This is a genomic window from Mycolicibacterium vinylchloridicum, from assembly GCF_013404075.1.
Lineage (GTDB): Bacteria > Actinomycetota > Actinomycetes > Mycobacteriales > Mycobacteriaceae > Mycobacterium > Mycobacterium vinylchloridicum.
This window is the reverse complement of record NZ_JACBJQ010000023.1, coordinates 1-22,685: the sequence shown is the minus strand read 5'-3', so window position 1 is coordinate 22,685 and position 22,685 is coordinate 1. Positions and strand designations below refer to the sequence as shown.

Genomic DNA, 22,685 nt, shown 5'->3' with positions numbered 1-22,685 from the left:
GTGACCGCGTCGACGTACAGCCCGTTCCGTATCCCGTGGGCCCGGCTCTCGCGGCGGCTGATCATGCCGGTCGTCCGGCTCGGCCACATGCTGGTGTTCTTCATCCGCGCGGTGGCCGCGGTGCCGATTGTGTTGCGCCACTACCGCACTGAATTCGCCCGGCTGCTCTCCGACATCGCCTGGGGCAATGGCTCGCTGGTGGTCGGCGGCGGCACCGCGGGTGTCGCCCTGGTCCTGGGCATCACCGTCGGCGCGATCGTCGGCATCGAGGGCTACAACTTCTTGAACCTGCTCGGTCTGGGGCCGGCCACCGGCATCATCTCCTCGTTGGTGAACACCCGCGAGCTCGCGCCGATCGCGGCATCGCTGGCGTTCGCGACGCAGGGCGGCTGCCGGTTCACCGCGCAACTGGGCTCCATGCGGATCGCCGAGGAGATCGACGCGCTCGACTCGCTGGCGATCCGGCCCATCCCGTACCTGGTCACCACCCGGCTGATGGCCTCGGTCGTCGCCGTGATCCCGCTCTACGTCCTGTGTTTGGCGGTGAGCTACCTGACCACCCAGCTCGTGGTCGAGGTCATCAGCGGCGGATCGAACGGTGCGTACCTGCACTACTTCACGCTGATGCTGTCGGGCACCGACGTGCTGTACTCGCTGCTGAAGGCGGTCATCTTCGTGTGGATCGCCTCGACGATCCAGTGCTACTACGGCTTCTACGCCAGCGGCGGTCCCGAGGGTGTCGGCATCGCCGCCGGGCACGCCATGCGCGCGGCCATCACGGTGACGATCGTCGTGAACATGCTGATGACGATGGCGCTGTGGAGTGTCGACGCGGGCGCGAGGTTCGGCGGGTAGATGGCGAATCCCTTTGACACCGACGGGCGCGGCCCCACCGAGCGCCAGCTGCTGTTCTGCGGGCTGGCGGTGCTGCTGGTGGCCGCGCTGGTCACCACGCTGCTGTTGCTCAAGTCCAACGGCAGGCTCACCAACTACGTCCGGGTGGTCGCCGACCTGCTCAACGTCGGCGACGGGCTGCCGCAGAAGTCCGACGTGAAGTATCACGGCGTGCTGGTCGGTTCGGTCGACGACGTGATCCCCGCCGCCAACGGCCATCCCAACTACGTCCACATCGACTTGCACCCCGAATACGCCGGCTCCATCCCGGCGTCGGTCACCGCACGGGTGGTGCCCTCCAACGTGTTCGCGGTGTCCTCGGTGCAACTGGTCTCCGACGGCGCGGGCCCGCCGATCCGCGCGGGCGACCACATCCCCGAGGACACCGCGCTGCCGACGGTGTTGTTCCAGACCACGATCAGCAAGCTGCGCGACGTGCTGGCCGCCACCGGGCGCGGCCGCGAAGACCGCAGCGTGGGAATCCTGGCCGCGGTCAACGCCGCCACCGAGAACCGCCGCGGCAAGCTGCTCACCGGCGGTGCCCAGCTCAACCGGCTGCTCGACCAGCTGAACTCGATCGTCAGCACCGACGACGGGCCGTCGACGGTATCCGCGCTGATCGACGCCACCCACGGATTGGCCGCCACCGCACCAGATCTGGTCGACGCGCTGCACCAGGCGGTGCAGCCGATGCAGGTGCTCGCCGAAAAGCGTTCGGCGCTGACCACTTTGGTCACCGGTGGCGCGCACACGCTGGGCACCACGCATACTGCCGTCGGCAATCACATCGACCAGTTGACCGGGATCACCCACGACCTGACGCCGGTGCTGGGCAGCCTCGCGATGAATGCGGGCAAGTTCGTTCCGGCGTTCACGAAACTGAACGTGTTGTCCCGCAAGTTCTTCGACGAGGTGTGGATGCCCGAATTGGACACCGGCAACATGCGGGTCAATCTGTCGCTGACACCGAGCTACGACTACACCCGGGCCGACTGCCCCCGCTACGGCCAGCTTTTGGGTAACAGCTGCTACACCGCACCGGAAATCGTGGTGCGGCCCGACCTTCCCGAGATGCTGCTGCCGCAGAACTACCAGCCACCCAAGGATCTTGCCCCGACACCGGGCACCGTCGTGGGTCCCGACGGCAACCTGGTCGCCGTGGGACCGCCGCTGGTGAACCCGAACCCGAACCTGACGGACCCGAATCCGCCGACGCCGTGGTGGGCACCGCCCTTTCCGCCGGTGCCGCTTGCCGCCAATCCCGATGATGCCGCGCCGCCGCCGGCCCCGCCGGCACTCCCGCCACCGCTGCCCGCCGAGGCCGCGCCCGGAGGATCCTGATGAGATTTCGTGCCCCGCTGATCGGGCTATCCCTGTTCATGGTCGTGGCCGTGACGCTGACCTGGCTGGTCTATGTCACGCTGCGCCGCGACGTGGCCGGGCCCACCACCCCCTATGCCGCGATGTTCACCGACGTCTACGGACTGCGCGAGGGTGACGACGTCCGGATGGCCGGGGTGCGGGTTGGCCGGGTCGAAAAGATCGAACTGGCAGGCAAATTGGCGAAGGTGTCGTTCGTGGTCCAGAACGATCAGCGCCTGTTCGGCAACACCGTGGCCTCGGTGACCTACCAGAACATCGTCGGCCAGCGCTACCTCGGACTGAGCCTGGGCAAGACCGGCGACCCGGCTCCGCTCGCGCCGCACACCACGATTCCGGTCGACCGCACGGACCCGTCGTTCGACGTCGGCACGCTGCTCAACGGCTACGAACCGCTGTTCAGCGTGCTCAATCCCCGCGACGCCGACAACCTCACCAAGGGCGTCATCCAGTCATTGCAGGGTGACGACGCGTCGATCCTGCGGCTGGTCAGCCAAACCTCCACCCTCACCGACACATTCGCGGGCCGCGATCAGGTGCTGGGCGACGTCATCACGCAGCTGAACACCGTGACGGGCAGCCTCTCGGCGCAGAACAAGAGTCTCGACCAGGTGCTGTCGCAGACCAGCAAGGTGGTGTCGGACTTCAATGCGCGGCGTCCCGAGCTGGTCGATGCGACGGGCTCGCTGGCCCGGGTGATCCGCCAGCTGTCGACGATCTCCGACTCGGTGAACCCGCAGTTGAACGACATGGTCACTCGCCAGCCCGGTTTCACCGGACATCTCGTCGATATCGAACCGCAGCTGGCGTTCACCGGCGCCAACCTGCCGCTGCTGCTCAAGGGACTGGCCCGGATCACCAACGAAGGCGCCTTCGCCAACGCGTACGCGTGCGGTCTGAACGGCACCGGTTTCTTCCCCGGATTGAACGACGTGACACCGATCATCGTCGACCACGCGACACCGGGGAACAAAGCGATGTACACCCCGCGATGCAGGAACATGGCCAATGGCTAGGCGGCGGCTGGAGAGTTACAACAAGACCTGGCTGGGTCTGATCGCCGTGGCCGTGGTCAGCGTCATCGTCGGGGCGATGCTGATTGCCAACGCCGCCAACGTCGGTCACCGGCACTACACGGCGTTGTTCCTTCAGGCCGCGGCCCTGCAGGCGGGCAACCCGGTCACCATCGGCGGCATCCAGGTGGGCAAGGTCACCAGCATGAAGCTGGCCGGCGACCACGTGGAAGCCGGCCTCGAAGTGCGCAACGACGTCTCGCTCGGCAAGGACTCGCGGGCGGTGATCAAGGTCGCCACCATCCTGGGCTCCCGCTATCTCGCGTTGGAGCCCGAAGACGGTGGGAGCCTGCCCGACAACACCTTCGATCTGTCGCACACCGAGGTGCCCTACGACCTGCAGGCCGCGCTGGCCGACGTGACGACCACCTACGAGCAGGTGGACACCGACGCGTTCGCGAAGTCGCTGGGCATCCTCGGCACTCAGATGCAGGGCCTGCCCGCGGTGGTGCCGCAGGCCATGCAGAACATCCAGACCCTGTCCACGGTCATCGCTGATCGGCGAGACCAGCTGGGCGCCTTGTTGAAAAGCACCGACATGATCAGCAGCACCCTGGAGCGTCAGCACGCCAACATCGCCGCGATGATCAATCAGGGCCAGGAGCTGATCGGCAGGTTCGTCGAGCGCAGCGCCACCTTCCACGCGATGATCGCGGCGCTCACCAATCTGGTCAACACGATGAGCACCACCGTGGTGGCCAACCGTGGCGAGCTGGACCAGACGATCACCAATCTGCGTCGGCTCTCCGATCTGCTGGCCCAGCACGACGATCTGCTGCGCAGCACCCTGCAGGCCGGCCCGGTGGCCCTGCGCGGTTTCGCCAACGCCAGCGGTACCGGCAACGCCGTCGACTTCAACACGCCCAACGGTATCGTCGTCGACTCGTGGATGTGCGCGATCAGCGGGCGGGCCAAGCAGTTCGGCATGATCTCGTACTACAAGGACTGCAAGTGAGCGCGCGGGCCAGGCTGCTGGCTGCCCTGACCGTCATCGCGGTGGTGGTGGCGTCAGTGGTCACCGTGGCGTGGGTGTACTTCAAGTCGACGACCGACCACATCACCCTGACCGCCCAATTCGACAGTGCTGCCGGGCTTTATGTCGACAACACGGTGGCGGTGCTGGGGATGCCGGTCGGCAAGGTCACCACGATCACGCCGAAGAGCGGCTACGTCGAAGTCCAATTCACCGTCGACCGCGACGTGTTGATTCCGGCCGATGCGCAGGCGGTGACGATCTCGACGTCGATTCTGACCGACCGGCAGATCGAGCTCACCCCGCCCTACCGCGGCGGCCCGACGCTGAAGGATCACGACACCATCGGCCTGCCGCGGACCAAGACGCCCGTCGAGTTCGCCCGGGTGCTCGGGGTGCTGGACAAGATCTCGGTGTCGTTGAAGGGTGACGGCACCGGCAACGGCCCGGTGGCCGACGTCGTCAATTCGGGTGCGGCGATCGCCGACGGCAACGGGCAGAAGATCAAGGACGCGCTGGGCCAGCTGTCGAATGCGTTGCGGCTGTCCGCCGACGGGGGCGCACAGACCCGCGATCAGCTGACCACGATCGTGCGTAACCTGAGCTCGCTGTTGCAGGCCGCCGCCGACAACGACGCGACACTGCGCGATTTCGGTACCACGGTGCGCCAGCTGAGCCAGATCGTCTACGACGAGGACTTCGGCAGCGGCACCACCGGCAAGACGATGAACACCCTGCTCGCGCAGGTCGGCGATTTCCTGGAGAAGAACCGCGACAACATCAAAGCCGTGGTGAACAACGCCCACACGACGGCCAACACGCTCGTCGAACGTCAGCGTGATCTCAAGGAGTTCATCGACGTCGCGCCGCTGACGCTGGACAACATGTACAACGTCGTCGACCAGAACAACGGCGCGGCCCGGGCCCGGGTGCTCACCGACCGGGTGTTGTTCGACAGTCAGTACACCAAGGAGATCTGCAACCTGATGGGCTTGCGCCAACTCGGATGTAGCACAGGCACATTGCAGGACTTTGGACCGGACTTCGGGCTGACCTACGTGCTCGACGGTATGGCTGCGATGGGGCAGAAATGAAACGCTTGGTGGCTGTTCTGTGCGTCGCGGTCGGGGCCACGGCGTGCTCGTCCAACGGGTTGTCCAGCCTGCCATTGCCCGCGCCGACCGTCGGCAGCGGCGGGTACCGGCTCACCGCGGTGTTCTCCAACGCGTTGAACCTGCCCGCCCACGCGAAGGTGAAGCTCGCCGGCGCCGATGTAGGCCAGATGGAAACCATGGTGGCGCGCAACTACACCGCGGTCACGACGATCCGGGTGATGGACGGGGTGCGGCTGCCGCAGGGCAGCACAGCCGAATTGCGTTCCGCCACACCCTTGGGCGATGTGTTCATCGCGCTCAAGCCGCCGCCGGACGCATCGCCGGCGACACCGTTGTTGAAGGACGGCGACACCATCGGCCTGGACAACACCACGGCGGCGGCCACCGTGGAGTCGGTGCTCAGCTCGGCGGCGGTGATGGTCAACGGCGGCGCGGTACGCAACTTCACCAACATCATCAACGGTATGGGCAAGGCGACCGGAGACCAGGGCCAGGCCTTCGGAGACATCATCGCCAAGACCAACAGCACCCTGTCGAAGCTGACGGCGCGCTCCGGCCAGATCTCCGACGCGTTGACCGAAACCTCGCGATTGGCCGAGGAACTCGACGCCAAGAACCAGGCGCTCTCGGAGGTGATGGTCGCGGCGGGCCCGGCCACCGACACGCTGGCCGCCAACGCCGACGCGGTCGCCGACGTCGTCCAACAGGCCGGTGACACCAGCACGCAGCTGGAGAAGTTCCCGTCGATCGCGGGCACCGACACCAGCGGTCGCAGCGTGATCGCCGACGCCAACACCATCGCCCGCTCGTGGAACGATCTGGTGCTGGCCCCCGACGCCGACCTGCGGTCACTGAACCGGCTGATGCCGCCGCTCATCAAAGCGACCGCCAGCAACTCGTTTTCGGTGCGGGCCAGCATCGACCGGCTGGTACTCGGGTCGATGCCCGATGCCGGCTTCCTCGGCGACCCTGGATTGCACGGCCCCAAGCGTTACGACTGGGCCCAGATGGTCGGCACATTCAAGTACACGCTGTGGCGGTTGCAGCAGCGGGTGGTCGGATCCGGTCCCGGCGTTCCGCAGGTGCCGGTGCTGCCCAGCCCCACCGATCCCGGCCAGGTCGTCGTCGCTCCGCCGCCGGGCCCGCCGCCGGGGCCCGGATCCTCGGAGCCACCGCCATGATCGACAAGGCGGCCGGTCTGCTGGTGCGGGTGGTCGGCTTCGGGCATCGGCACCGATTGTGGCTGTCGACAGCGGGTTTGGTGATGACGCTCGTAGTCGGCGCGGCCTACGTGATGGTCGGGGCGCTGCGGGTGTCACCGTTCGACTCGGCGTACCGGGTGACCATTCAGTTGCCGGAATCCGGTGGCCTGCTGCCCAATCAGGACGTCACGCTGCGCGGGGTGGCGATCGGTCGGGTGCAGTCGCTGGCGGTGACACCCGACGGGGTCAATGCGGTGGCCACTGTGCGCTCCGATGCGCGGATCCCGTCGTCGAGTCCGGTGCGGGTGTCGGGACTGTCACCGGCCGGTGAGCAGTACATCGAATTCGCACCGGATTCCGATGCCGGCCCGTACCTGCACGACGGCAGTGTGATCGCGCAGGACAAGACGTCGGTGCCGGTCAGCTTGGCTGAGCTGCTCGCCAATGCCGACGGGATGCTGAAACAGGTCGATCCGGCCAAGCTCGAGCTGATCAAGAAGGAGCTCAGCCTCACCAATCAGGGTCCGCAGAAACTGGCCGACATCATCGACGGCGGCACGTTCCTGCTGTCGACGCTGGATTCGGTTCTGCCGCAGACCACCAGCATCCTGCGGACCAGCCGAATCGTATTGACGACCGCAGCCGACAAGAGTGCAGGCATCACGGTGGCCACCGGCAACCTCGACCGCACGTTCACCGGGGTGAACAAGATGCTCGACGGGTATCGCCGGCTGGTCGACCAGACGCCTCAGACGCTGTCGGCCACCGACAATCTGTTCACCGACAACTCCGACACGATGGTGGGCCTGTTGACCAGTATGGCCACCGCATCGCAGCTGCTGTACGTGCGGGTGCCCGCGCTCAACGCGCTGTTCCCGGACTACCGTGGGTCACTGCTCGACGCCTGGGGCACCGTGATGCACGACCACGGCCTGTGGGCGACCGCCGACATCTACCCGCGCTATGCGTGTGACTACGGCACGCCACGGCGCCCGGCGTCGTCGGCCGACTACCCCGAGCCGTACTTGTACACGTACTGCCGCGACGACGATCCCGCGGTGCTGATCCGCGGGGCCAAGAACGCGCCGCGGCCGGCCGGCGACGACACCGCCGGTCCCCCGCCGGGCGCCGACTTGGGTGCCACCACGGACCCAACACCCAAGGGCCGCTACACCATTCCGACCCCCTATGGCGGCCCGGTGCTGCCGATCGAACCGCCGAGTTAAGGAGATTGCGGTGACTGTTACCGATGTCGATGAACCTGATGTCGAGGCCGAGGTTGAAGCTGTCGAAGAGGCGGTCGTCGACGAGCCGTCGCCGCGGCGGTGGCCGCGGCTGGTGCGCCGTGCCCTGTTGTGGGCGTTGATCGTCGGGCTCGTCGGGGTGTGCGGCTTTCTGGGCTGGCAGGTGTGGGAGCAGCGCCAGCTCGACGCGGCTTCCCGCGATGCCCAGCAGGCCGCCGTGCGGTATGCGCAGGTGCTGACCAGCATCGACTCCAACAACGTCGACCAGAATTTCGCCGAGGTGCTCAACGGTGCGACAGGCGAATTCAAGGACATGTACTCGCAGTCCAGTGCGCAGCTGCGCCAGCTGCTGGTGGACAACAAGGCGACCGCACACGGTGTGGTGATCGACTCCGCGGTGCAGTCGGCATCCACGGACAAAGTCGTGGTGCTGCTGTTCGTCGACCAGACGGTGTCCAACACGGCCACCCCGGATCCTCGCATCGACCGCAGCCGGATCAAGATGACCCTGGAGAAGGTCGACGGGGCATGGCGGGCCAGCAAAGTCCAGATTCCCTGACGCGCATGCGAATCCGTGGAGTGGTCGGGGTGTTGGCAGTGGCGTCGCTAGCCGCAGCACCGATGGCTGACGCGTCAGCGCCGGACTTCTGCTCGGGCCTCGGCGCGCAGTGGGACGGTGCGTACTGCCACACCTCGATGCTCTCGGAACGCAAGGCGGTCCGCGACATCAAGGTGGCCATACCGGGCGATCTGGTCGACAATCCGGTGACCGGCCCGACCATCCGGGACTACCTGACGACGTTGGTGAACAACTGGCGCAACGCCGGCGTGCACATGGTGGCCGACAGCTTCGGCGAGGAGAACTTCGAAGTCTTCACCCGCGGCGAACTGCTGAGTGTGGTGTTCCACGAGGACTATCACGCCGATGGCCCCAAGCCCAACAACGCTTTTCGCACGTTCACCTGGGACATGGGGCGCGGGGTCCGGCTCGGCCTGGCCGATGTGCTCAAGCCCGGCGTGGACTTCGGCGCCATCGCCGCGCTGGGTCAGCCGTTCATCGCCGATGCGCTGGATCAGGCTCCGCCGCCGCACCAGCCGGGGACCTATCCGTTCGTGGTGGATCGGTGGGGACCGGACAAGGTGTACTCCGGTGGGTACAAGGCCTGGGCGATCAACGGTGACGAGCTGATCCTGTACATGCCGGATTACCCGGTGGCGCATGACACTCCGCTGGATTACACGCCCGGCCTCATGCAGTGGTCGATGGACGGCGGCGCCGTGCAGGCGCATATTCCGTTGGCCGCGTTGAGTTCGGTGCTGCGCCCGCAGTTCGGCGGATCGTGATGTCAGACCAGTGCCTTGCCGCGGCGAGCGCGCCAGCGCAGGTCGGCCAGCAGCAGGTAGGGGCTGGGCTTGCGGATGAACGCCGGCAGAAAGCGGTTCACCAGGGCGACGAAGCGGAACAGCCACTCGAAGCGGCGCTGCTTTCTGTCGCTCCACGACAGGCCGAGTGCGTCACGGAAGACCGGCGCGAGGAAGCCTGCGGTGAGGAACGTCAGCAGCCGGCGAAAGGGCAAGCGCAGCAACGGGTTGATCATCTTCAGGTTGATCAGGTCGAGCAGGTAGGCACGCACGGTGTCGTCGATGTGGATGTTCTGGCAGGCAGTGTTCCAGTAGTCGTCGAACGCGGCGCGGGTGGGCGGCCATTGGTCCTCGGTGACCTGCAGGGTGGTGCCCAGTGGCCAGGCCGAGCGGTAGAAACCCTCGGCCTGCTCCGGGGTCATCTGGCCGCGCAGCAGTTGGTAGGTGTCCTCCAGCCCGACGAACAGGCAGGCGGCTACCCACATCTGCAGGTCGCGGTCGAAGGCGTTGTAGCGCACCGGACTTTCGGCGGTCGATTTGACGTGGCGATGCGAGGTGTTGACGGCCTCGCGGTAGAGCAGCTTGTCCTGCTCGGTGCCCACCACCGCGACGGCGATGTAGGTGAACGTGGTGCGGGCCCGCTTCCACGGGTGCTTGAGCAGGTTGCCGGAGTCGACCTTGGACTCGACGACGCCGTAGCCGACACCGGGCCGGGCCAGCTGCATGACGACGTTGGCGGCACCGCCGGCGAAGGACCAGAAGTCCAGGGCGTCGGCGGCGGTGACGGGTTCGTCGTCCCAGCGGGCGGTGCGTTTGTCAATCGTGATGCGAGTCGCGTCGGTGGTCAGCGATGACGACGGCATGCGCTCATCTCCCCTTGTCGAACTCCCTCGAGGGTAGTCCCGGACTGGGGGGCTCGGCAAGGTTAAGTAAGTCGCTATTCTGGACTAATCGGGCGATCAGTCCAGATCGATGGCGGTTAAGTGAAAGTTTATTCTCAATGAGGGGCGATTAGCGTGGAGTCCGTGTCAGATGGCGAACCGGCCGTTCGGCGCCGGCCGAAGGACCGCAAGGCGCAGATTGCGCGCGCGTCGGCCGATGCGTTCGGGTCGCAGGGCTATCACGCGGTCAGCATGGAGGACATCGCCGCACGGGTCGGGATCACGCCGGCTGCGCTGTATCGGCACTCCCCCAGCAAGTACGACTTGTTCCGCGACGCGGTGCTCGGGCTGGGTCAGATGCTGGTCGACGTCACCGCGTTCGCCGATAACAGCGACGACGCCGACCCCGCAATGACGTTGCGGGCGTTGACTACTGCATTGGTGGACGCCACGATCGCCAACCGGGCCGCGGGTGGGCTGTACCGGTGGGAAGCACGCTATCTCAAGGACGACGATCGCGTCACCCTGGTCCATCAGCTCAAGGTGGTGAACCAGCGCATGCAGCGTCCGCTGCTGACGCTGCGGCCGAAGTTGAGTTCGAGCCAGGCGTGGACGTTGTCGTCAGCGGCGTTGACCGTCATCGGCAGCATCACCGATCACTCCAATCAGCTTGCCGCAGGCGATATCCGGACGGCTCTGTGCGCGATGGCGGCTGACGTGATGGCTGCCGAGTTGCCAGCGGGACGGCGCCGGGCCGCGCCTCGGCCCGAGCCGATCGTCGTCGGCGCCGAGGCCGGCATGTACGAGCATGTGCTGTTCGAATCGGTGCGGTTGTTCTACGAGAACGGGTATCGCAACACGGGCATGGAGGACATCGCCTCGGCGGTCGGCATCCAGGCGTCGGGGCTGTATCGGTCGTTCCCGGGTAAGGCGGACATCCTGGCGCTGGCGTATCGGCGTGCGGCCGACCAACATTCCAGTGACACCGCCGCTGCGCTGTCGCGCACCGCCGATCCGGAAGCGGCACTGGACGAGGTGATCGACGAATACCTGGGCCGGGTGATGGAGTGGCCGGACCTGCCGTACGTGTATTTCACCGAGCGGCACAATGTTCCGCCCGCAGACCTGCGGGTCCTGGAGACCATCGAGTCGTCGACGACGGATGCGTGGGCGCGGCTGGTGACGGCGGCGCGACCGGAGATGAAGATCGGTGCCGCGCGGTACGCGGTGGGCGCGGCGTTGGCGTTGACAGTGGACTTCCGGCGGCTGTTCGCGCGGGAGTCCGGCCCGGAGTCGGTGGCGACGATCCGGCGGCTGATGGAGGTCACGCTGCTGGGCCGGCCGACGGTCGGCTAGCAGGGTTCCGCGCCGAGCGTGTGGTCGACGGCCGATCCGTCGACGACAGCCCCCACGTTCTGCAGCGAAAATCGAGACCGACATCGCGTGTTGTCATAGGGTCGTCAGCAAACGCAGAGACACCGTGACGGAATACGGGGATAAATGACGGTACAAACGCAGCGCCGCGCCGGCCAACGGAAGCGGACCGCGTCGCGTTGCGGCCTGGCCACGCTCGCGGTGGGCATCGGGTTGGGCATCGGAACCCTCGGCGGACAGGCTGCGGCCTGGGCCGATACCGGCCACGCTGGGTCGTCGTCAACGTCGTCAAGTCAGTCGCAGGCGAGCAATCCCAAGAAGGCGGCCCACGGCCGCGGCCTGGCGGTGACCCGCCGCTCGACGATCCGGCCGGATTCGGTTGCATCGCAGCACAACTCGACGAGGTCAGCGAGTGCGTCGGCGGTCACGATTCCAATCGCACCCACCCGTGTCGTGGCGACCACGGCGAGGAAGACCACGACGAGCACTGCGCTCGCGGTGCCGGTCACCTCGCCGACGACCCCAACTCCCCCGGCACCGCTGTCCCCGATCGCCAAGCTGATCGCACTGCCCGGCCACATCGTCAACACCGTGCTGCAGGCGCTCGACATGACCGCCGCCGTCAGCGGGCCGCAAAGCCCGCTGGACTTCGCGCCGTTCGACAACCTGATTTTCGCGGTGTTCCGGAGAATCGAGCATGCGGTGGGGCTGGACGCGACCCCGACCACGCAACCGATTCCGCCCACCATGACCTACACCGGCCCGACGACCGGACTGACGCCGACCGTCGCCCAATTCCTGAACGCCGCTGCCGCGGAATACGTGCTGGGCGGTGTCCCGGGCGGGTTACGGCCGTTCACCGTCAACGGGGTACCGGTCACGTCCACCAACATCCTGTCGGGCGAGCGAGCGCAGGTGTGGGTGACCCCGCAGAATCAGATCATCATCGCCTATCAGGGCACCACCGGCGGGACGAACCTGTTGTTCAACCCGCTGATCGCGATCTCGCAGATCATCACCGACCTGCAGGTCCTCTACACCCACAGCACTCCGCAGGCATTCGACGACGCGCTGGCCTTCGCGCAACGGGTACAGGCCGACGCCGCCCTGCAGGGTTACAGCACGTCGGACATCTTCGTCACCGGCCACTCGCTGGGCGGCTGGGAGGCCGAATACGTTGCGCAGCAGATGGGTTTGGACGGCATCGGCTTCGAGAGTCCCGGTCTCAACACCATCGTCGCGGGCAACGGTGCAGACTCCGGGTTCGTCAACATCGAGACCTACGGTGACCCGGCGGCGTACTTCGCCACCGATCTCCCGGGTCTGCAGCCGTTCATGCCGACCTATGTGCCTGCCGGCGGAAGCAAGCCGCACTACGGCGCGATCGTGATGATCGGCGACCCGAATGCGGTTGCGCCGCTGTTCAATGCGTCGGCGCTGTATGGCTACGGCCCGATCGGCGATCTGATCTTCATGATCGACACGCTGGGTAATTTCTTCGAGCATCATCTGCCGGGCATGCAGGCCTACAACCTCGACGTCGACCCGGACCCGACGGTGGTGCCGTGGCTGGGGTTGCCGATGGGTCCCGTGGAGACGGGTTACGGCGAGCTGACCATTCCCCAACTGCTGCAGGCGGCTTCGGACGCCGGGCAGCTGATTGCGCCGTAACTCCGACGACGGACGCGGTTAGGGCCGAGCCTTCCGCTACACATGACGATTTTCTGAAACGCGATATCACGGGCGATATCGCGATCCCGAGAAAGCAATGTCCCAGTGCCGCTTTGGGGACTCGAGTCTGCGGCGGGCACATCGAGACTTGAGTGGTGGACAACACTGCGCCAGGCTTGCGGCAAACGATTGACGGGCGTCAACTTCGTTGCGTGCTTGGTCAGCGGTGTCGGTGCGTTCGGCGCTACCAGACGCGGATGTAGTCGATCAGCATGTTGGCCGGATACTTGCCGCCGGTGGGATCGCCGCCGCCGGAGCCTGCGACCGCGAGGTCGAACACCGGAAACATCTGGTAGCCAGGATCATTGAACTGCCAGTCCGGCAGTGAGCGGGCCGGGACGGTGAAGTAGGGCGCCGCGCCGTCCTTGGAGAAGCTCATGCCCGCGTCGTCCCATACGACACGCCAGGTGTGCCAGGCGCTGTCGACGGAGATGGTCTGACTGACGTGTTCGCCGCCGTTGAGTTTGGCGTGCACGGCGGTGCCGGGTGCCCATTTGCCGTTGCCGTACCACTCCATGACGTCGACTTCGCCGCCGTTGACCGGGCTTTCGTTGGACAGGTACCAGGCGGGCCAGCAGCCCGGGGTGAGGCAGTCCATCTTCATCCGGGACTCCCAGGTGTGGCCGATGCCGCCCTGCCACTTCCCGAAGATCTTGCCGCTGTAGTAGGTGGGGCCGTCCTTGGCGGCGTGGAAGACGAGGTTGGAGTTGCCGTCGAGGTAGACATTGCGGCGGTCGTCGCGGTATTGGCCGACGTTCTCGGGCAGCTCCCAGAAGGTGGGGTCTTCCATCGATTCGCGGGCCAGGGCGGTGGTCCACTTCGAAGGGTCGGGGGCCGAGCCGGCGGGGCCGTCGAACTCGTCGTGGAAGAGGTAGGTCTGCGGGGCCGGCGCCTCGGGGACGGGTGTGGTCGGTGCGGCGTTGGCCTGCGGGATCCTGGTGGCGGCGACCAGCAGGCCGAGGCCGGTGGTCATGAGCATCTGGCGTCGATCCATGGACCCATACAAGCCGGTGCTTTCGGCGGGGCGCAACCTTGTGGTCGGCTGTGTGCGTATTGAGCTGCGGTTATGCGGGTTGCGGTCGTACCGTGGTGCCGTGGCAGATCAGACAGCGGCGATCACGCCGGCGCCTCCGCCGGATGCGATCATGCGGGCCGTCAACCCGCTCATGCGGTATCTGTTGCGCACCCCGCTCGCGGGCGGCCTGCGTAAGCAATTCATGGTGTTGAGTTTCAAGGGTCGCAAGACCGGACGGGACTTCAACATTCCGGTGAGTGCGCATCACATCGACGGCGATCTGTATGCGTTGATCGGCAGTGTGTGGAAGGTGAACTTCCGCGGTGGTGGGCCGGCGTCGGTGTTGTACGAGGGGCGCGAGACGGCGATGCGCGGCGAGTTGGTCGAGGACCGGGCGCTGACGGCGGATCTGTTTCATCGGTGCGCAATGTCCTATGGGGTGAAGCGCGCGCAGCGGATGATGGGGCTGCAGTTCCGCGATGATCGGGTCCCGACGCTGGACGAGTTTCGCGAGGCGATCGAGGTGAACAAGCTGGCGGCGATTCGGTTCACGCCGGTCCAGGGCTAGCCAGTTACGAGTCGCGGCCGCCCGATCAATCGAGCGCGGCAGACGTGATGTCGGTATGGCTGAAGTCGTCGCCGACGTACAGCAATGGTTCACCGGTGACGGCGGCAAGGGCATAGGAGTAACAGTCACCGAGATTCAGACCGGCGCGATGGCCGCTACCACGTCCGAACTCGCGGTAGGCGCGGGTGGCATTCGCAGCCTGCTCAGCATCGAACGACACAGTCATGATGCCCAGCTGATCGATGAGGCGCTCGACGCGTCGCAGGTCTTCGGGAGCCAGTCGCCTCGTAAGCACTGCCGCCACCTCGACTAGCGTGGCCGCGGAAATCTTTGGCGCGGGCGCCCCCAGCAGTGCGTCGACCAATCGATCGCGACCCGACTCATTGAGCGCTATCGCCACGATCGCCGAAGTATCCACTATCACGCGGGCAACCCGCTCTCGTCGTACAACTCGGCTTCATCTGCGCGGATCCGTTTGCGCTGACGCGCGGTGATCGACTGATCCAGTTGGGAGAGCAATTCAATCACCTTGGCGCGCCGGGCATCTGGGCCTTCGCGACCAGAGAGTTCCGCGAGCTTGGCGCGTACCGCCTCTTCGACAGCACTGGTCTGACTGAGCCCCGTGCGTTGGGCGAGTTCCCGCACGAGCGCAACGGTCTGCTCGTTCTTGATGTTCAGACTCATGGTAGAAGTCTACCTGCTAATGGTAGATTCCTACAGTCACCGCCGACTCGCCCGCGACTTCGCCGAGGCTGTAGCTATCGATCAAATAGCCCCGACAAACACAGGCTCGGGACAAGGGCCTAGTCAGCCGTCTGCAAATGCTTGTAGCTTCTCCGCGAGTTCGGCCAGCTCCAGATCACCTTGGACGGCAACAGTATTCATGAAGTCCTCTGCGTCGTCGACATCGAATTCGGGGTTCAACTCGACTCCGTTGATGTACAGGAACGTCCACGCGGCGGCCCATGCAGTGCGCTCGTTGCCGTCGACCAGCGCGTGGTTGCGCACCAACAAATGCAGCAGCGCCGCCGCTTTGGTGAAGAGATCGGGATAGGCGTCCACGCCGAAGGCGGTAGCCTGCGGCCGCGCCACCGCCGCGTCGAGCAGGCCGTAGTCGGCGACCCTGAGCTCGACCCCCACGGCCGCAGCACCGGCGACCAGGAGATCGTCGCGGTCCAGGTACTCGGTCACGCCAGCCGGCGGTTGAGCTCTGCGCTGCGCTCGGCGACGAGCCACGCACCTTCTCGAACACGACGCTTGTGGTCGCTCGCGGCATCGAGGGCAGCGCGGTGCACAAATGCGCGCAGCGACAGCTCGTCCGCGGCTGCCGCAGTGCGCAACTGTTCCATCTCTGCGTCACTGAAGTTCACGTTCAAGGCCGGCATGCAGCCGAAAGTACCGTATTCGGTACTTAATCGGGTACCACGCTGTTCTGTCGCCTGCTCACCCAGCCTTGGCCCGCCTTGACCACGAACAATCCGGTCACCCACAGCAGCTCGCGAATCGAAGAACGGGCCCACAGACCAGCCCCGCAGCGACACGTCCCCTCGCCAAGGGCACAAGGGCTCTAGCGATGTCCGTCGCAGACGATCCATCGTGGGTGATGGCGTCGACGGGGACGGTCAAGCACTGGTTGGTGATGGACGGTGACACCACCCGGGCGCCGTTCACCACGCGGATCGCCGGTGCGGGCCGGCACCTGCCGCCGACGCACCTGAGCACCGACGAGCTCATGGCGACCACCCGGCACCGCACCCACATCGATCTGGAGAAGTTGACGGGGATTTACGAACGGCGGGTGTCGGTTGGCGACGAAGACTCCTACACGCTGGCGATCTCAGCCGCGCGGGACTGTCTGGCCCATGCGAATCGGTCGGCGCAGTCGGTCGACGCCGTGATCAGCTGCAGCATCACCAAGTTTCACAACGGACTGACCCAGTGGCTCGAACCGACCATGAGCGGTGCGGTCGCCGAGGCAATTGGGGCCGAGAAGGCAATGACATTCGATGTCTCCAACGCCTGTGCGGGGATGCTGACCGGTGTCACGATCGCCAACAACTGGATCCGCCACGGCAGCATCGAGCGGGCCCTGGTCGTCAGCGGCGAGTACATCTCGCAGCTCAGCCGCAATGCGGCACAACACATCCGGACCATCATGAGCAACGAGCTGGCGTCGCTGACCCTCGGTGACGCCGGGGCGGCGCTGCTGCTGGAGCGGGCGCCGGTCGGGTCGGCAGGCATCACCTTGGCCGGGTTCACCACCGTCGCCGACCACAGCCGGCTGTGTCTGGCCTATCCGAAGGGGGATGCGCCCGCGGCGCGAATGTTCACCGACGCCAGGGCCATTCACCAGGTGGCGATGGCCGACACTCCCCTGCTGCTGCACGAAGTGCTGGACGCGGCGGGCATCGCGCTGCACGACATCGATCACGTGATCACCCATCAGACGTCGGCCCGCGCGATCCGCAAGGGCATGAAGAAGATGGTCGCCGAGTTCGGCGAGGGACCGCGCCACGACGCCGTCATCACCGTCGACCGGTACGGCAACACCGCGTCGACCACCCACACGGTGGCGCTCATCGAGGAGCTGGAGGCCGGCCGGATTCGTCCGGGGGAAACGGTCGCGCTGATCGCGCTGGCGTCGGGTCTGGAGATCGGCGTCGTGCTGCTGACGCTGGACGAGGAACTGGTGGGGACCTATGGGCACGATCATTGATCGGCTCGAGGTGGTGCACGGCGGCTGGCGTGCCCGGCACAGCGGGCTGCGCCTTGCAGTATCGGCGGCCAAGAAGTGCCTGCACGAGGCGGACTGCGATCCCGACGAGCTGGACCTGCTGGTTAACGCGGGCATCTACCGGGACCGGAATCTGGGCGAACCGGCGCTGGCGGCGTTGATTCAGGAGGACATCGGCGCCAACAGCGAGGACCCGCACGCCGGCGCGCACGGCACCTTCTCCTTCGATGTCGCCAACGGAACATGCGGGGTACTGACCGGGCTGCAGATCGTGGATGGGTTCCTGCGGTCACGCACCATCGAGCGCGCGCTGGTGGTGGCCAGCGACGCCGATCCCGGGCACGGGATGAGTGAGCATTTCCCGTTCACCGCAGCCGGGGGCGCGATGTTGTGCCGGTGGAGCGACGACGACTGCGGGCTCGGCCGGTTTCACTGGACCAGTCACCGCGACGGTGGTGAATCATTTAGCGCCACAGTGGGATTGCGAGACGCCCACAATGTTCTGCGATTCCAGCAGTCGGAGTCGATGGACCAGCAGTTCGCCCAGGCCGCCGCCGAAGCTGCGGAGGGGTGCCTGCACGACGCTGGCCTGTCGCTCGCCGACGTCGACGTGATCGTCGCAGCGCCCGCGCGGCCGGGTTTCCGTGCGGCACTGGCGGGGTTGCTGGGGGTTCCGGTGGAGCGGGTCATCGTGGCCGGCGACGACCGGCTACACACCGCGGCGCTGGTGGCTGCGTTTGGGGATGGGCTTCCTCCGGGCACCCGGGCGCTGATCGTCGCCGCGGGTGCCGGGGTCACCGCCGGTGCGGTGATTTATCGGGAACCGCCCGCCGGGTAGGCGCCGACTCCGGTGATGAACAGCCGCAAGAGGTTTGGCCTTTCGGCCGTGGTGTCACACCGTGTCTGGGACTTCGCTGGTGGGCTCGGTGTCCTGCGTCGTATGGCCGATCGCACCCAAGACGGCGACGGCCACGGCGCCGGCGACCGCGCCGACGAAGCCGAGGGCCACCACCCAGCCAAGCCCGGGCCGGGAGCTGTCGCCGAGGAAGACGACGCCGATGATGCCGGGGACGACGGTCTCGCCGACGACGAGGGCCGCGGTGGCGCCGTTGACCGAGCCGAGTTGCAGCGCCACGGTATGGAGATAGAAGCCGCCGACGCCGGCGATGGCGACGGTCCAGGCCGCCGGGTCGATCAGCAGAACGGACGGCACGAAGGGCTCGAGACCGTCGAGCACCCGGACGCCGATGGCAAGCATGCCGAACAGGACGCCGGCGATCAGTCCGCCCACGACCGCACCGCGCGACCCGAGGATGCGGGTCAGGACGATCCCGCCCACCAGGATCAGCACCGAGACCGCCAGCACGATCCAGTGAATGGGCCGGTCGTGGTTCACCGGGCCGCGCGTACCGGAGCCGAGGCCGAGCACGAACAGCGAGACGATGACCGTGGCGATGGCGATCCAATCGCGGGTGCGCAGACCGATCCCGAGGACGGCGATACCGAGCACTGCGGTGACGATCAGGTTGGCGCTGATGATCGTCTGGGACAGGAACAGTGGAATCAGCCGGGCTGACACTGCACTGCCGACGAAGCCGACGACGTCCAGGACGATCCCGATGATGAAGGCGACGGTGATCGCGGCGTGCATGGTCGAGCGCAGGGTCGGGCCGCCGGTGGCGGTGACGTGTCCGGTGGCGCCGCGGTAGCGGGCCGCGGCTGCTGATCGGCGTGCCCCGTAGGCCTGCAGGACCGACGAGACCCCGTAGCCGACGCACGCCAAGAGCGCCGCCACGACACCGATCATCATTGGTCGAGGTTACGGGGATTGCGGCTTGGCTGGTGCCGACGCTGACGGACTGGCGTTAGGCGCCTGCGCAGACTCCGGAGTCGCGGATGGTGGTGCCGTAGACGTTGGCGGTAGCGATGTAGGCGTTGAGCTGACCCGACGGTGATGCGGACTGCGGTTTCCTGGTTGGGGTGAGTTGTACAACCACCATCCATGACTTTGACTAGAAAATGGACGCGCCTATTCGATCACTGGGGGTGAGCTATGGCTGGCGTATTGCGGATGCAAATCCAGGAGACCGTCATAGCTGCTCAAACGCTCGCGAACCGGGCCGATGATCTGGGCAAAGAGCTCGCGGACATCGCCCGCAATTGGAGTGACCTGACTGCAACGTGGACCGGCAAAACGGGTTCGGCCTATCAGGTGCCCTGGGATGAGTGGCACGAGACGCTACAGGGGTAGTGGCTGTCCTGCAAGAACATTCGAGCCTGTTGGTTCAGCCAGCGGCGCTCCTCGACGAGCACGAGAATAACGCCTCTAGCGCTCTTGGCGGCGTACGTGGCGGCGGTGGACCGACATGAGTCGCTATCCGGTGAACCTCGATGGACTTTCGGCATTCGCCGACCGTCTTGCCGATTTCAATCGGCGTGCCGAGGAGATCGCCAGGCCTGTCGATCGACGAAGCGATGAGAGGGTGCGGGACATGAGACCACAGGAATACGACGGCGTGCGACTGCTGCGGCCGCTGCCGCAATACGACCTTCCTGTCGGCGCTCAGGGCACGGTCGTGATGGTCTACCGCGATCCGAGTCTCCCGCCGACGTATGAGGTGGAGTTCGCCGACGACGACGGCGTCACGCTGGCGTTGGTCACCCTCAAAGATGACGACGTCGAGATCACGTGGCGCGCCGACACTTGAGGAGCCCTGAGTTCAGAGCCTTTGGCCATCAACCAATTCGCGTAACGGGAAGCGACATTGGGCGATGTCGGTGAGATTTGATACCCACTGATCAACTGCGTTTGCCTGGGGCGACGATCACGATGTCTCCTGTGGGCTAACTCTTGCATATCGATCAACTCAAAGAGTGCAGGTAGTTGCGATTGGCTCGGCGCTGGAGGAGCTCTCCGTGGCGATCGCGCGGTGAACAAGCTGGCGGCGATTCGGTCCACTAGCGCTTAGTCTCCCGCGCAGACTCCGGAGTCGCGGATGGTGGCGCCGTAGACGTTGGCGGTGGCGACGTGGGCGTTGAGTTGATCGGAGGGCAGCTGATGCTTCATGTTGTCGCTGATCTGGGTGAGCTGATACCAGAGGAAAAATATCGAGTCCCCTTCGTAGACAGGCGAATACTCGCTCTGGTCGGGGTAGTTCACGACGAACAGGGTGTGGGCGCGGGGGTCGAGGAAGGCCGCGGACTGGTCGAGGTTGGCCTCGATGGTGATCGCGGCTTGGTGGACGCCGGGGGCGGTCCAGACGTCGTGGTGGGCGTCGAGGAAGTGCTGGAAGCCGAAGACCTGGCTCATGAGTGAGTCGTATTGGGCGTTGAACCATTGGCAGGATTCGGGCATGGCGGTGACTTGCTCGGGGGTGACGCGGTTCTGCCAGAGGTTGTAGGGATAGACGACGGTGTTGGGCTGCCAGTCGGAGTCGTGCGGGACGAACTGGGGGAGGGATGGTGTCGGGAGGTCGGCGTGGGCGGTTGGCGCTGCTGACAATGCGGCCGCCGGAAAGAGCGCGGCTATAAGTCGGACTCCCTTGGGCATGGCCAAGTTTCCCGTGTGACACTGACGTCGTCTAGAGGTTCATGCGACCTAACGTCGGTCATGCCGGCGGTGGGGTGCCGATCAGGACGGCGGAGCGTACGTCATTCGGCTTTCGGAGCGACATGCTCAGTCCACTGGGTTCCGTCCCAGTAGCGAAGCATCCGAGGATTTCCCGGGTCGTCGTACCACGACGCCGGCGGCAGAGGTGGCCCCACACCTCCACTTTGGCCTCCAGTCTGGTAGGTGCGGCGCTCCGGCTGATGCACGCTACCGTCGACTTGACCGGGCAATTGGTAGAGCAACGGATCAACCTCGTTCGCAACCAATACGGGGAGCGTGACCGGTTCGCCATTGAGGACGGCGTCGTCTGCCTCGTTCGCCTTGATTCCGTCGATCCGTACTTCTGCAGCGACTGCTGAACCTTTGACGTCACCCCAACAAACCGTCACCAGGCCGCGTGATTCTAGGTGGCGAATCATCGGCAGAAAGCGCTGGCTCATCTGGGGAGTTAGCTGGCCGATCCGCTCACCACTTATGCGGACCTCCACGACAGATTTCGCGGAGGCAGAACGAGCCGGAGCGCATTCGTGAAGCGACACGAACAGCATCCCGTATCCGGTCTCCGGGACGAACTTCAGGAGGGATTCTGAGTGCTCATCCTCCTTGGTGACCTGCACGATAGCCGACCGCGGGATGATCGTGTACGGCACCGCTGGCTGGTTATTGATTGGTAGCGCCGACTGGGGATCGCCGAGCTTCAATTGCACAGTCGCTGCGAACTCTCTTGGCGGATCGTTCCTACCATCCCAGTCTTCCCAGTGGACAGCGTCGTAGGCATAAATGCGTCCAGGCACGACGGGAACGCAACCAGAAGCAACGACCCGACGAACCGCATTCGCCCATGACTTACAGTCCTCGCGCGGTAGGTAGCCCACCGTGCGGCCATCGGCCCGCACTGAGATCGCCCATGGGTCGTGTGAATTGTCTGGCTCGGGAATTAACTCGAAAGTTCGTCGGAGCTCGAATCCATCGCGTGACCAGCCCATAGGAAGCAGAGCCCGAATTGTCGTGCCATACGACTTCTCGCCGACGATGTCATAGTTGCACCAGTCGCCCCGCTGCTCATTCCACAGCATGTAGTGCTCTCGCGTTGTAACCATCATGCCCAAGCCACCGACGGCAATACCCACAGCTTCCCCACCGCCACAGTATGTTCCGATGCCGCATCGACGCGCGCTGTCACGCCGACCCCATCGAATCAGCTCCAAACAATGCCATCGCTTGGCGCTCGAGGTCGGCCCTCACGGCACCTCCTGACTGCTCAGCCGCGACCATCATCGCGTTCCAATCACTAAGCCGCTGACCCCGTCGATGGAACGGCTCCACGGGTTGAAAAGGCCTCATTATGTAACCACGGATCCGGCTATCCGCAAGGAATCTTGGCGGCGGAAAAACTGCGGGGGAGCAATGATCAGAACCTGTGGATGACCCTCGGTGGGGCGGCATGAAAGTGGGCGCACCTTCCCGGGGATGATCTGAAGTCCAAGGTTCTCTGATCAAGACCGGCGTTGACGCGCTGGTTGGGAAGG

General features: G+C 65.6%; 26 protein-coding genes. 16 read left to right on the top strand and 10 right to left on the bottom strand.

Annotated elements, in window-relative coordinates; translation table 11 throughout:
* The 9 genes from HPC46_RS19555 to HPC46_RS19515 are packed head-to-tail and all read left to right on the top strand — an operon-like array spanning position 1 to position 9,225.
* Positions 1-855 carry an MlaE family ABC transporter permease gene (locus HPC46_RS19555; RefSeq protein WP_179472901.1) on the top strand — a complete coding sequence of 285 codons (855 nt, stop codon included), beginning with the start codon at positions 1-3 and terminating at the stop codon, positions 853-855.
* Positions 856-2,235, top strand: coding sequence for an MlaD family protein (locus HPC46_RS19550; protein WP_179472899.1), 1,380 nt, complete (start codon positions 856-858; stop codon positions 2,233-2,235).
* Entirely contained in the window at positions 2,235-3,290 is a 1,056-nt protein-coding gene (locus HPC46_RS19545) for an MCE family protein (RefSeq protein ID WP_179472897.1), read from the top strand. Before HPC46_RS19550 ends, HPC46_RS19545 begins: the two co-directional genes overlap by 1 nt.
* Complete coding sequence (locus HPC46_RS19540) at positions 3,283-4,302, top strand: MCE family protein (protein WP_179472895.1); 1,020 nt, start codon at positions 3,283-3,285, stop codon at positions 4,300-4,302. Before HPC46_RS19545 ends, HPC46_RS19540 begins: the two co-directional genes overlap by 8 nt.
* Positions 4,299-5,414 carry an MCE family protein gene (locus tag HPC46_RS19535; protein ID WP_407665529.1) on the top strand — a complete coding sequence of 372 codons (1,116 nt, stop codon included), beginning with the start codon at positions 4,299-4,301 and terminating at the stop codon, positions 5,412-5,414. The genes HPC46_RS19540 and HPC46_RS19535 overlap by 4 nt, the downstream gene beginning before the upstream one ends.
* Positions 5,411-6,616: an MlaD family protein gene (locus tag HPC46_RS19530; protein WP_179472893.1), complete on the top strand. Its 1,206-nt coding sequence runs from the start codon at positions 5,411-5,413 to the stop codon at positions 6,614-6,616. Before HPC46_RS19535 ends, HPC46_RS19530 begins: the two co-directional genes overlap by 4 nt.
* Entirely contained in the window at positions 6,613-7,863 is a 1,251-nt protein-coding gene (locus tag HPC46_RS19525; RefSeq protein WP_179472891.1) for an MlaD family protein, read from the top strand. Before HPC46_RS19530 ends, HPC46_RS19525 begins: the two co-directional genes overlap by 4 nt.
* Complete coding sequence (locus HPC46_RS19520; RefSeq protein WP_179472888.1) at positions 7,826-8,440, top strand: Rv1363c family protein; 615 nt, start codon at positions 7,826-7,828, stop codon at positions 8,438-8,440. Before HPC46_RS19525 ends, HPC46_RS19520 begins: the two co-directional genes overlap by 38 nt.
* Before the next feature lie 5 nt (positions 8,441-8,445).
* Positions 8,446-9,225, top strand: coding sequence for a mannan-binding protein (locus HPC46_RS19515; RefSeq protein ID WP_233716513.1), 780 nt, complete (start codon positions 8,446-8,448; stop codon positions 9,223-9,225).
* A 2-nt stretch (positions 9,226-9,227) separates the two neighbouring features.
* Here HPC46_RS19515 and HPC46_RS19510 read toward each other — a convergent pair whose 3' ends face one another.
* Positions 9,228-10,106 (bottom strand): oxygenase MpaB family protein, encoded by an 879-nt coding sequence (locus tag HPC46_RS19510; RefSeq protein WP_179472884.1) that lies wholly within the window; start codon positions 10,104-10,106, stop codon positions 9,228-9,230.
* A 162-nt stretch (positions 10,107-10,268) separates the two neighbouring features.
* Here HPC46_RS19510 and HPC46_RS19505 point away from each other — a divergent pair, with 162 nt between their 5' ends.
* Together HPC46_RS19505 and HPC46_RS19500 are read left to right on the top strand one after the other, a co-directional pair.
* Complete coding sequence (locus HPC46_RS19505) at positions 10,269-11,480, top strand: TetR/AcrR family transcriptional regulator (RefSeq protein ID WP_325096705.1); 1,212 nt, start codon at positions 10,269-10,271, stop codon at positions 11,478-11,480.
* 144 nt (positions 11,481-11,624) lie between these two features.
* Positions 11,625-13,169, top strand: coding sequence for a hypothetical protein (locus HPC46_RS19500; RefSeq protein ID WP_179472880.1), 1,545 nt, complete (start codon positions 11,625-11,627; stop codon positions 13,167-13,169).
* 244 nt (positions 13,170-13,413) lie between these two features.
* Here the strand turns inward: HPC46_RS19500 and HPC46_RS19495 are convergent, their stop codons facing one another.
* Positions 13,414-14,223 carry a glycoside hydrolase family 16 protein gene (locus HPC46_RS19495; RefSeq protein ID WP_233716512.1) on the bottom strand — a complete coding sequence of 270 codons (810 nt, stop codon included), beginning with the start codon at positions 14,221-14,223 and terminating at the stop codon, positions 13,414-13,416.
* 100 nt (positions 14,224-14,323) lie between these two features.
* On the opposite strand from HPC46_RS19495, the gene HPC46_RS19490 reads away from it, so the two are divergent.
* Positions 14,324-14,812 carry a hypothetical protein gene (locus HPC46_RS19490; protein ID WP_179472878.1) on the top strand — a complete coding sequence of 163 codons (489 nt, stop codon included), beginning with the start codon at positions 14,324-14,326 and terminating at the stop codon, positions 14,810-14,812.
* A gap of 25 nt (positions 14,813-14,837) precedes the next feature.
* Here the strand turns inward: HPC46_RS19490 and HPC46_RS19485 are convergent, their stop codons facing one another.
* The 4 genes from HPC46_RS19485 to HPC46_RS19470 all read right to left on the bottom strand — a co-directional run bounded on the left by HPC46_RS19485 (position 14,838) and on the right by HPC46_RS19470 (position 16,197).
* On the bottom strand, positions 14,838-15,212 hold the full coding sequence (locus HPC46_RS19485; protein ID WP_325096713.1) for a type II toxin-antitoxin system VapC family toxin: 375 nt from the start codon (positions 15,210-15,212) through the stop codon (positions 14,838-14,840).
* 20 nt (positions 15,213-15,232) lie between these two features.
* Positions 15,233-15,496, bottom strand: coding sequence for a type II toxin-antitoxin system VapB family antitoxin (locus HPC46_RS19480; protein ID WP_179472873.1), 264 nt, complete (start codon positions 15,494-15,496; stop codon positions 15,233-15,235).
* 123 nt (positions 15,497-15,619) lie between these two features.
* Positions 15,620-16,003 (bottom strand): type II toxin-antitoxin system death-on-curing family toxin, encoded by a 384-nt coding sequence (locus HPC46_RS19475; protein WP_179472870.1) that lies wholly within the window; start codon positions 16,001-16,003, stop codon positions 15,620-15,622.
* Positions 16,000-16,197, bottom strand: coding sequence for an antitoxin Phd (locus tag HPC46_RS19470; RefSeq protein WP_179472868.1), 198 nt, complete (start codon positions 16,195-16,197; stop codon positions 16,000-16,002). The genes HPC46_RS19475 and HPC46_RS19470 overlap by 4 nt, the downstream gene beginning before the upstream one ends.
* Before the next feature lie 188 nt (positions 16,198-16,385).
* On the opposite strand from HPC46_RS19470, the gene HPC46_RS19465 reads away from it, so the two are divergent.
* Both HPC46_RS19465 and HPC46_RS19460 read left to right on the top strand, forming a co-directional pair.
* A complete protein-coding gene (locus tag HPC46_RS19465) occupies positions 16,386-17,528 on the top strand; it encodes a 3-oxoacyl-ACP synthase III family protein (protein WP_233716511.1) in 1,143 nt (380 codons plus the stop codon).
* Positions 17,512-18,384 carry a beta-ketoacyl-[acyl-carrier-protein] synthase family protein gene (locus tag HPC46_RS19460; RefSeq protein WP_179472866.1) on the top strand — a complete coding sequence of 291 codons (873 nt, stop codon included), beginning with the start codon at positions 17,512-17,514 and terminating at the stop codon, positions 18,382-18,384. Before HPC46_RS19465 ends, HPC46_RS19460 begins: the two co-directional genes overlap by 17 nt.
* A gap of 54 nt (positions 18,385-18,438) precedes the next feature.
* Here HPC46_RS19460 and HPC46_RS19455 read toward each other — a convergent pair whose 3' ends face one another.
* Both HPC46_RS19455 and HPC46_RS35565 read right to left on the bottom strand, forming a co-directional pair.
* Positions 18,439-19,356, bottom strand: a complete 918-nt coding sequence (locus HPC46_RS19455) for a hypothetical protein (protein WP_179472864.1) — start codon at positions 19,354-19,356, stop codon at positions 18,439-18,441.
* 55 nt (positions 19,357-19,411) lie between these two features.
* Complete coding sequence (locus HPC46_RS35565) at positions 19,412-19,546, bottom strand: hypothetical protein (protein ID WP_267909918.1); 135 nt, start codon at positions 19,544-19,546, stop codon at positions 19,412-19,414.
* Positions 19,547-19,599: 53 nt separating this feature from the next.
* Here HPC46_RS35565 and HPC46_RS19450 point away from each other — a divergent pair, with 53 nt between their 5' ends.
* Entirely contained in the window at positions 19,600-19,797 is a 198-nt protein-coding gene (locus tag HPC46_RS19450) for a WXG100 family type VII secretion target (protein ID WP_179472862.1), read from the top strand.
* A gap of 241 nt (positions 19,798-20,038) precedes the next feature.
* Positions 20,039-20,254, top strand: coding sequence for a DUF4926 domain-containing protein (locus tag HPC46_RS19445; RefSeq protein ID WP_179472860.1), 216 nt, complete (start codon positions 20,039-20,041; stop codon positions 20,252-20,254).
* 257 nt (positions 20,255-20,511) lie between these two features.
* Here HPC46_RS19445 and HPC46_RS19440 read toward each other — a convergent pair whose 3' ends face one another.
* Together HPC46_RS19440 and HPC46_RS35770 are read right to left on the bottom strand one after the other, a co-directional pair.
* Positions 20,512-21,096: a hypothetical protein gene (locus tag HPC46_RS19440; RefSeq protein WP_179472858.1), complete on the bottom strand. Its 585-nt coding sequence runs from the start codon at positions 21,094-21,096 to the stop codon at positions 20,512-20,514.
* 101 nt (positions 21,097-21,197) lie between these two features.
* Positions 21,198-22,286, bottom strand: a complete 1,089-nt coding sequence (locus tag HPC46_RS35770) for a DUF2510 domain-containing protein (protein ID WP_218894400.1) — start codon at positions 22,284-22,286, stop codon at positions 21,198-21,200.
* Positions 22,287-22,685: the final 399 nt, after the last annotated feature.

Bases quoted from the DNA above. Each gene is read 5' to 3' on its own strand.
- HPC46_RS19480 (WP_179472873.1), bottom strand. From the start codon at position 15,496: ATGAGTCTGAACATCAAGAACGAGCAGACCGTTGCGCTCGTGCGGGAA.
- HPC46_RS19450 (WP_179472862.1), top strand. From the start codon at position 19,600: ATGGCTGGCGTATTGCGGATGCAAATCCAGGAGACCGTCATAGCTGCT.
- HPC46_RS19460 (WP_179472866.1), top strand. From the start codon at position 17,512: ATGGGCACGATCATTGATCGGCTCGAGGTGGTGCACGGCGGCTGGCGT.
- HPC46_RS19495 (WP_233716512.1), bottom strand. From the start codon at position 14,223: ATGGATCGACGCCAGATGCTCATGACCACCGGCCTCGGCCTGCTGGTC.
- HPC46_RS19500 (WP_179472880.1), top strand. From the start codon at position 11,625: ATGACGGTACAAACGCAGCGCCGCGCCGGCCAACGGAAGCGGACCGCG.
- HPC46_RS19455 (WP_179472864.1), bottom strand. From the start codon at position 19,356: ATGATGATCGGTGTCGTGGCGGCGCTCTTGGCGTGCGTCGGCTACGGG.
- HPC46_RS19470 (WP_179472868.1), bottom strand. From the start codon at position 16,197: ATGCCGGCCTTGAACGTGAACTTCAGTGACGCAGAGATGGAACAGTTG.
- HPC46_RS19540 (WP_179472895.1), top strand. From the start codon at position 3,283: ATGGCTAGGCGGCGGCTGGAGAGTTACAACAAGACCTGGCTGGGTCTG.
- HPC46_RS19515 (WP_233716513.1), top strand. From the start codon at position 8,446: ATGCGAATCCGTGGAGTGGTCGGGGTGTTGGCAGTGGCGTCGCTAGCC.
- HPC46_RS19445 (WP_179472860.1), top strand. From the start codon at position 20,039: ATGAGACCACAGGAATACGACGGCGTGCGACTGCTGCGGCCGCTGCCG.
- HPC46_RS19465 (WP_233716511.1), top strand. From the start codon at position 16,386: ATGTCCGTCGCAGACGATCCATCGTGGGTGATGGCGTCGACGGGGACG.
- HPC46_RS35565 (WP_267909918.1), bottom strand. From the start codon at position 19,546: ATGGTGGTTGTACAACTCACCCCAACCAGGAAACCGCAGTCCGCATCA.
- HPC46_RS19550 (WP_179472899.1), top strand. From the start codon at position 856: ATGGCGAATCCCTTTGACACCGACGGGCGCGGCCCCACCGAGCGCCAG.
- HPC46_RS19510 (WP_179472884.1), bottom strand. From the start codon at position 10,106: ATGCCGTCGTCATCGCTGACCACCGACGCGACTCGCATCACGATTGAC.
- HPC46_RS19520 (WP_179472888.1), top strand. From the start codon at position 7,826: ATGGCGGCCCGGTGCTGCCGATCGAACCGCCGAGTTAAGGAGATTGCG.
- HPC46_RS19530 (WP_179472893.1), top strand. From the start codon at position 5,411: ATGAAACGCTTGGTGGCTGTTCTGTGCGTCGCGGTCGGGGCCACGGCG.
- HPC46_RS19545 (WP_179472897.1), top strand. From the start codon at position 2,235: ATGAGATTTCGTGCCCCGCTGATCGGGCTATCCCTGTTCATGGTCGTG.
- HPC46_RS19525 (WP_179472891.1), top strand. From the start codon at position 6,613: ATGATCGACAAGGCGGCCGGTCTGCTGGTGCGGGTGGTCGGCTTCGGG.
- HPC46_RS19440 (WP_179472858.1), bottom strand. From the start codon at position 21,096: ATGCCCAAGGGAGTCCGACTTATAGCCGCGCTCTTTCCGGCGGCCGCA.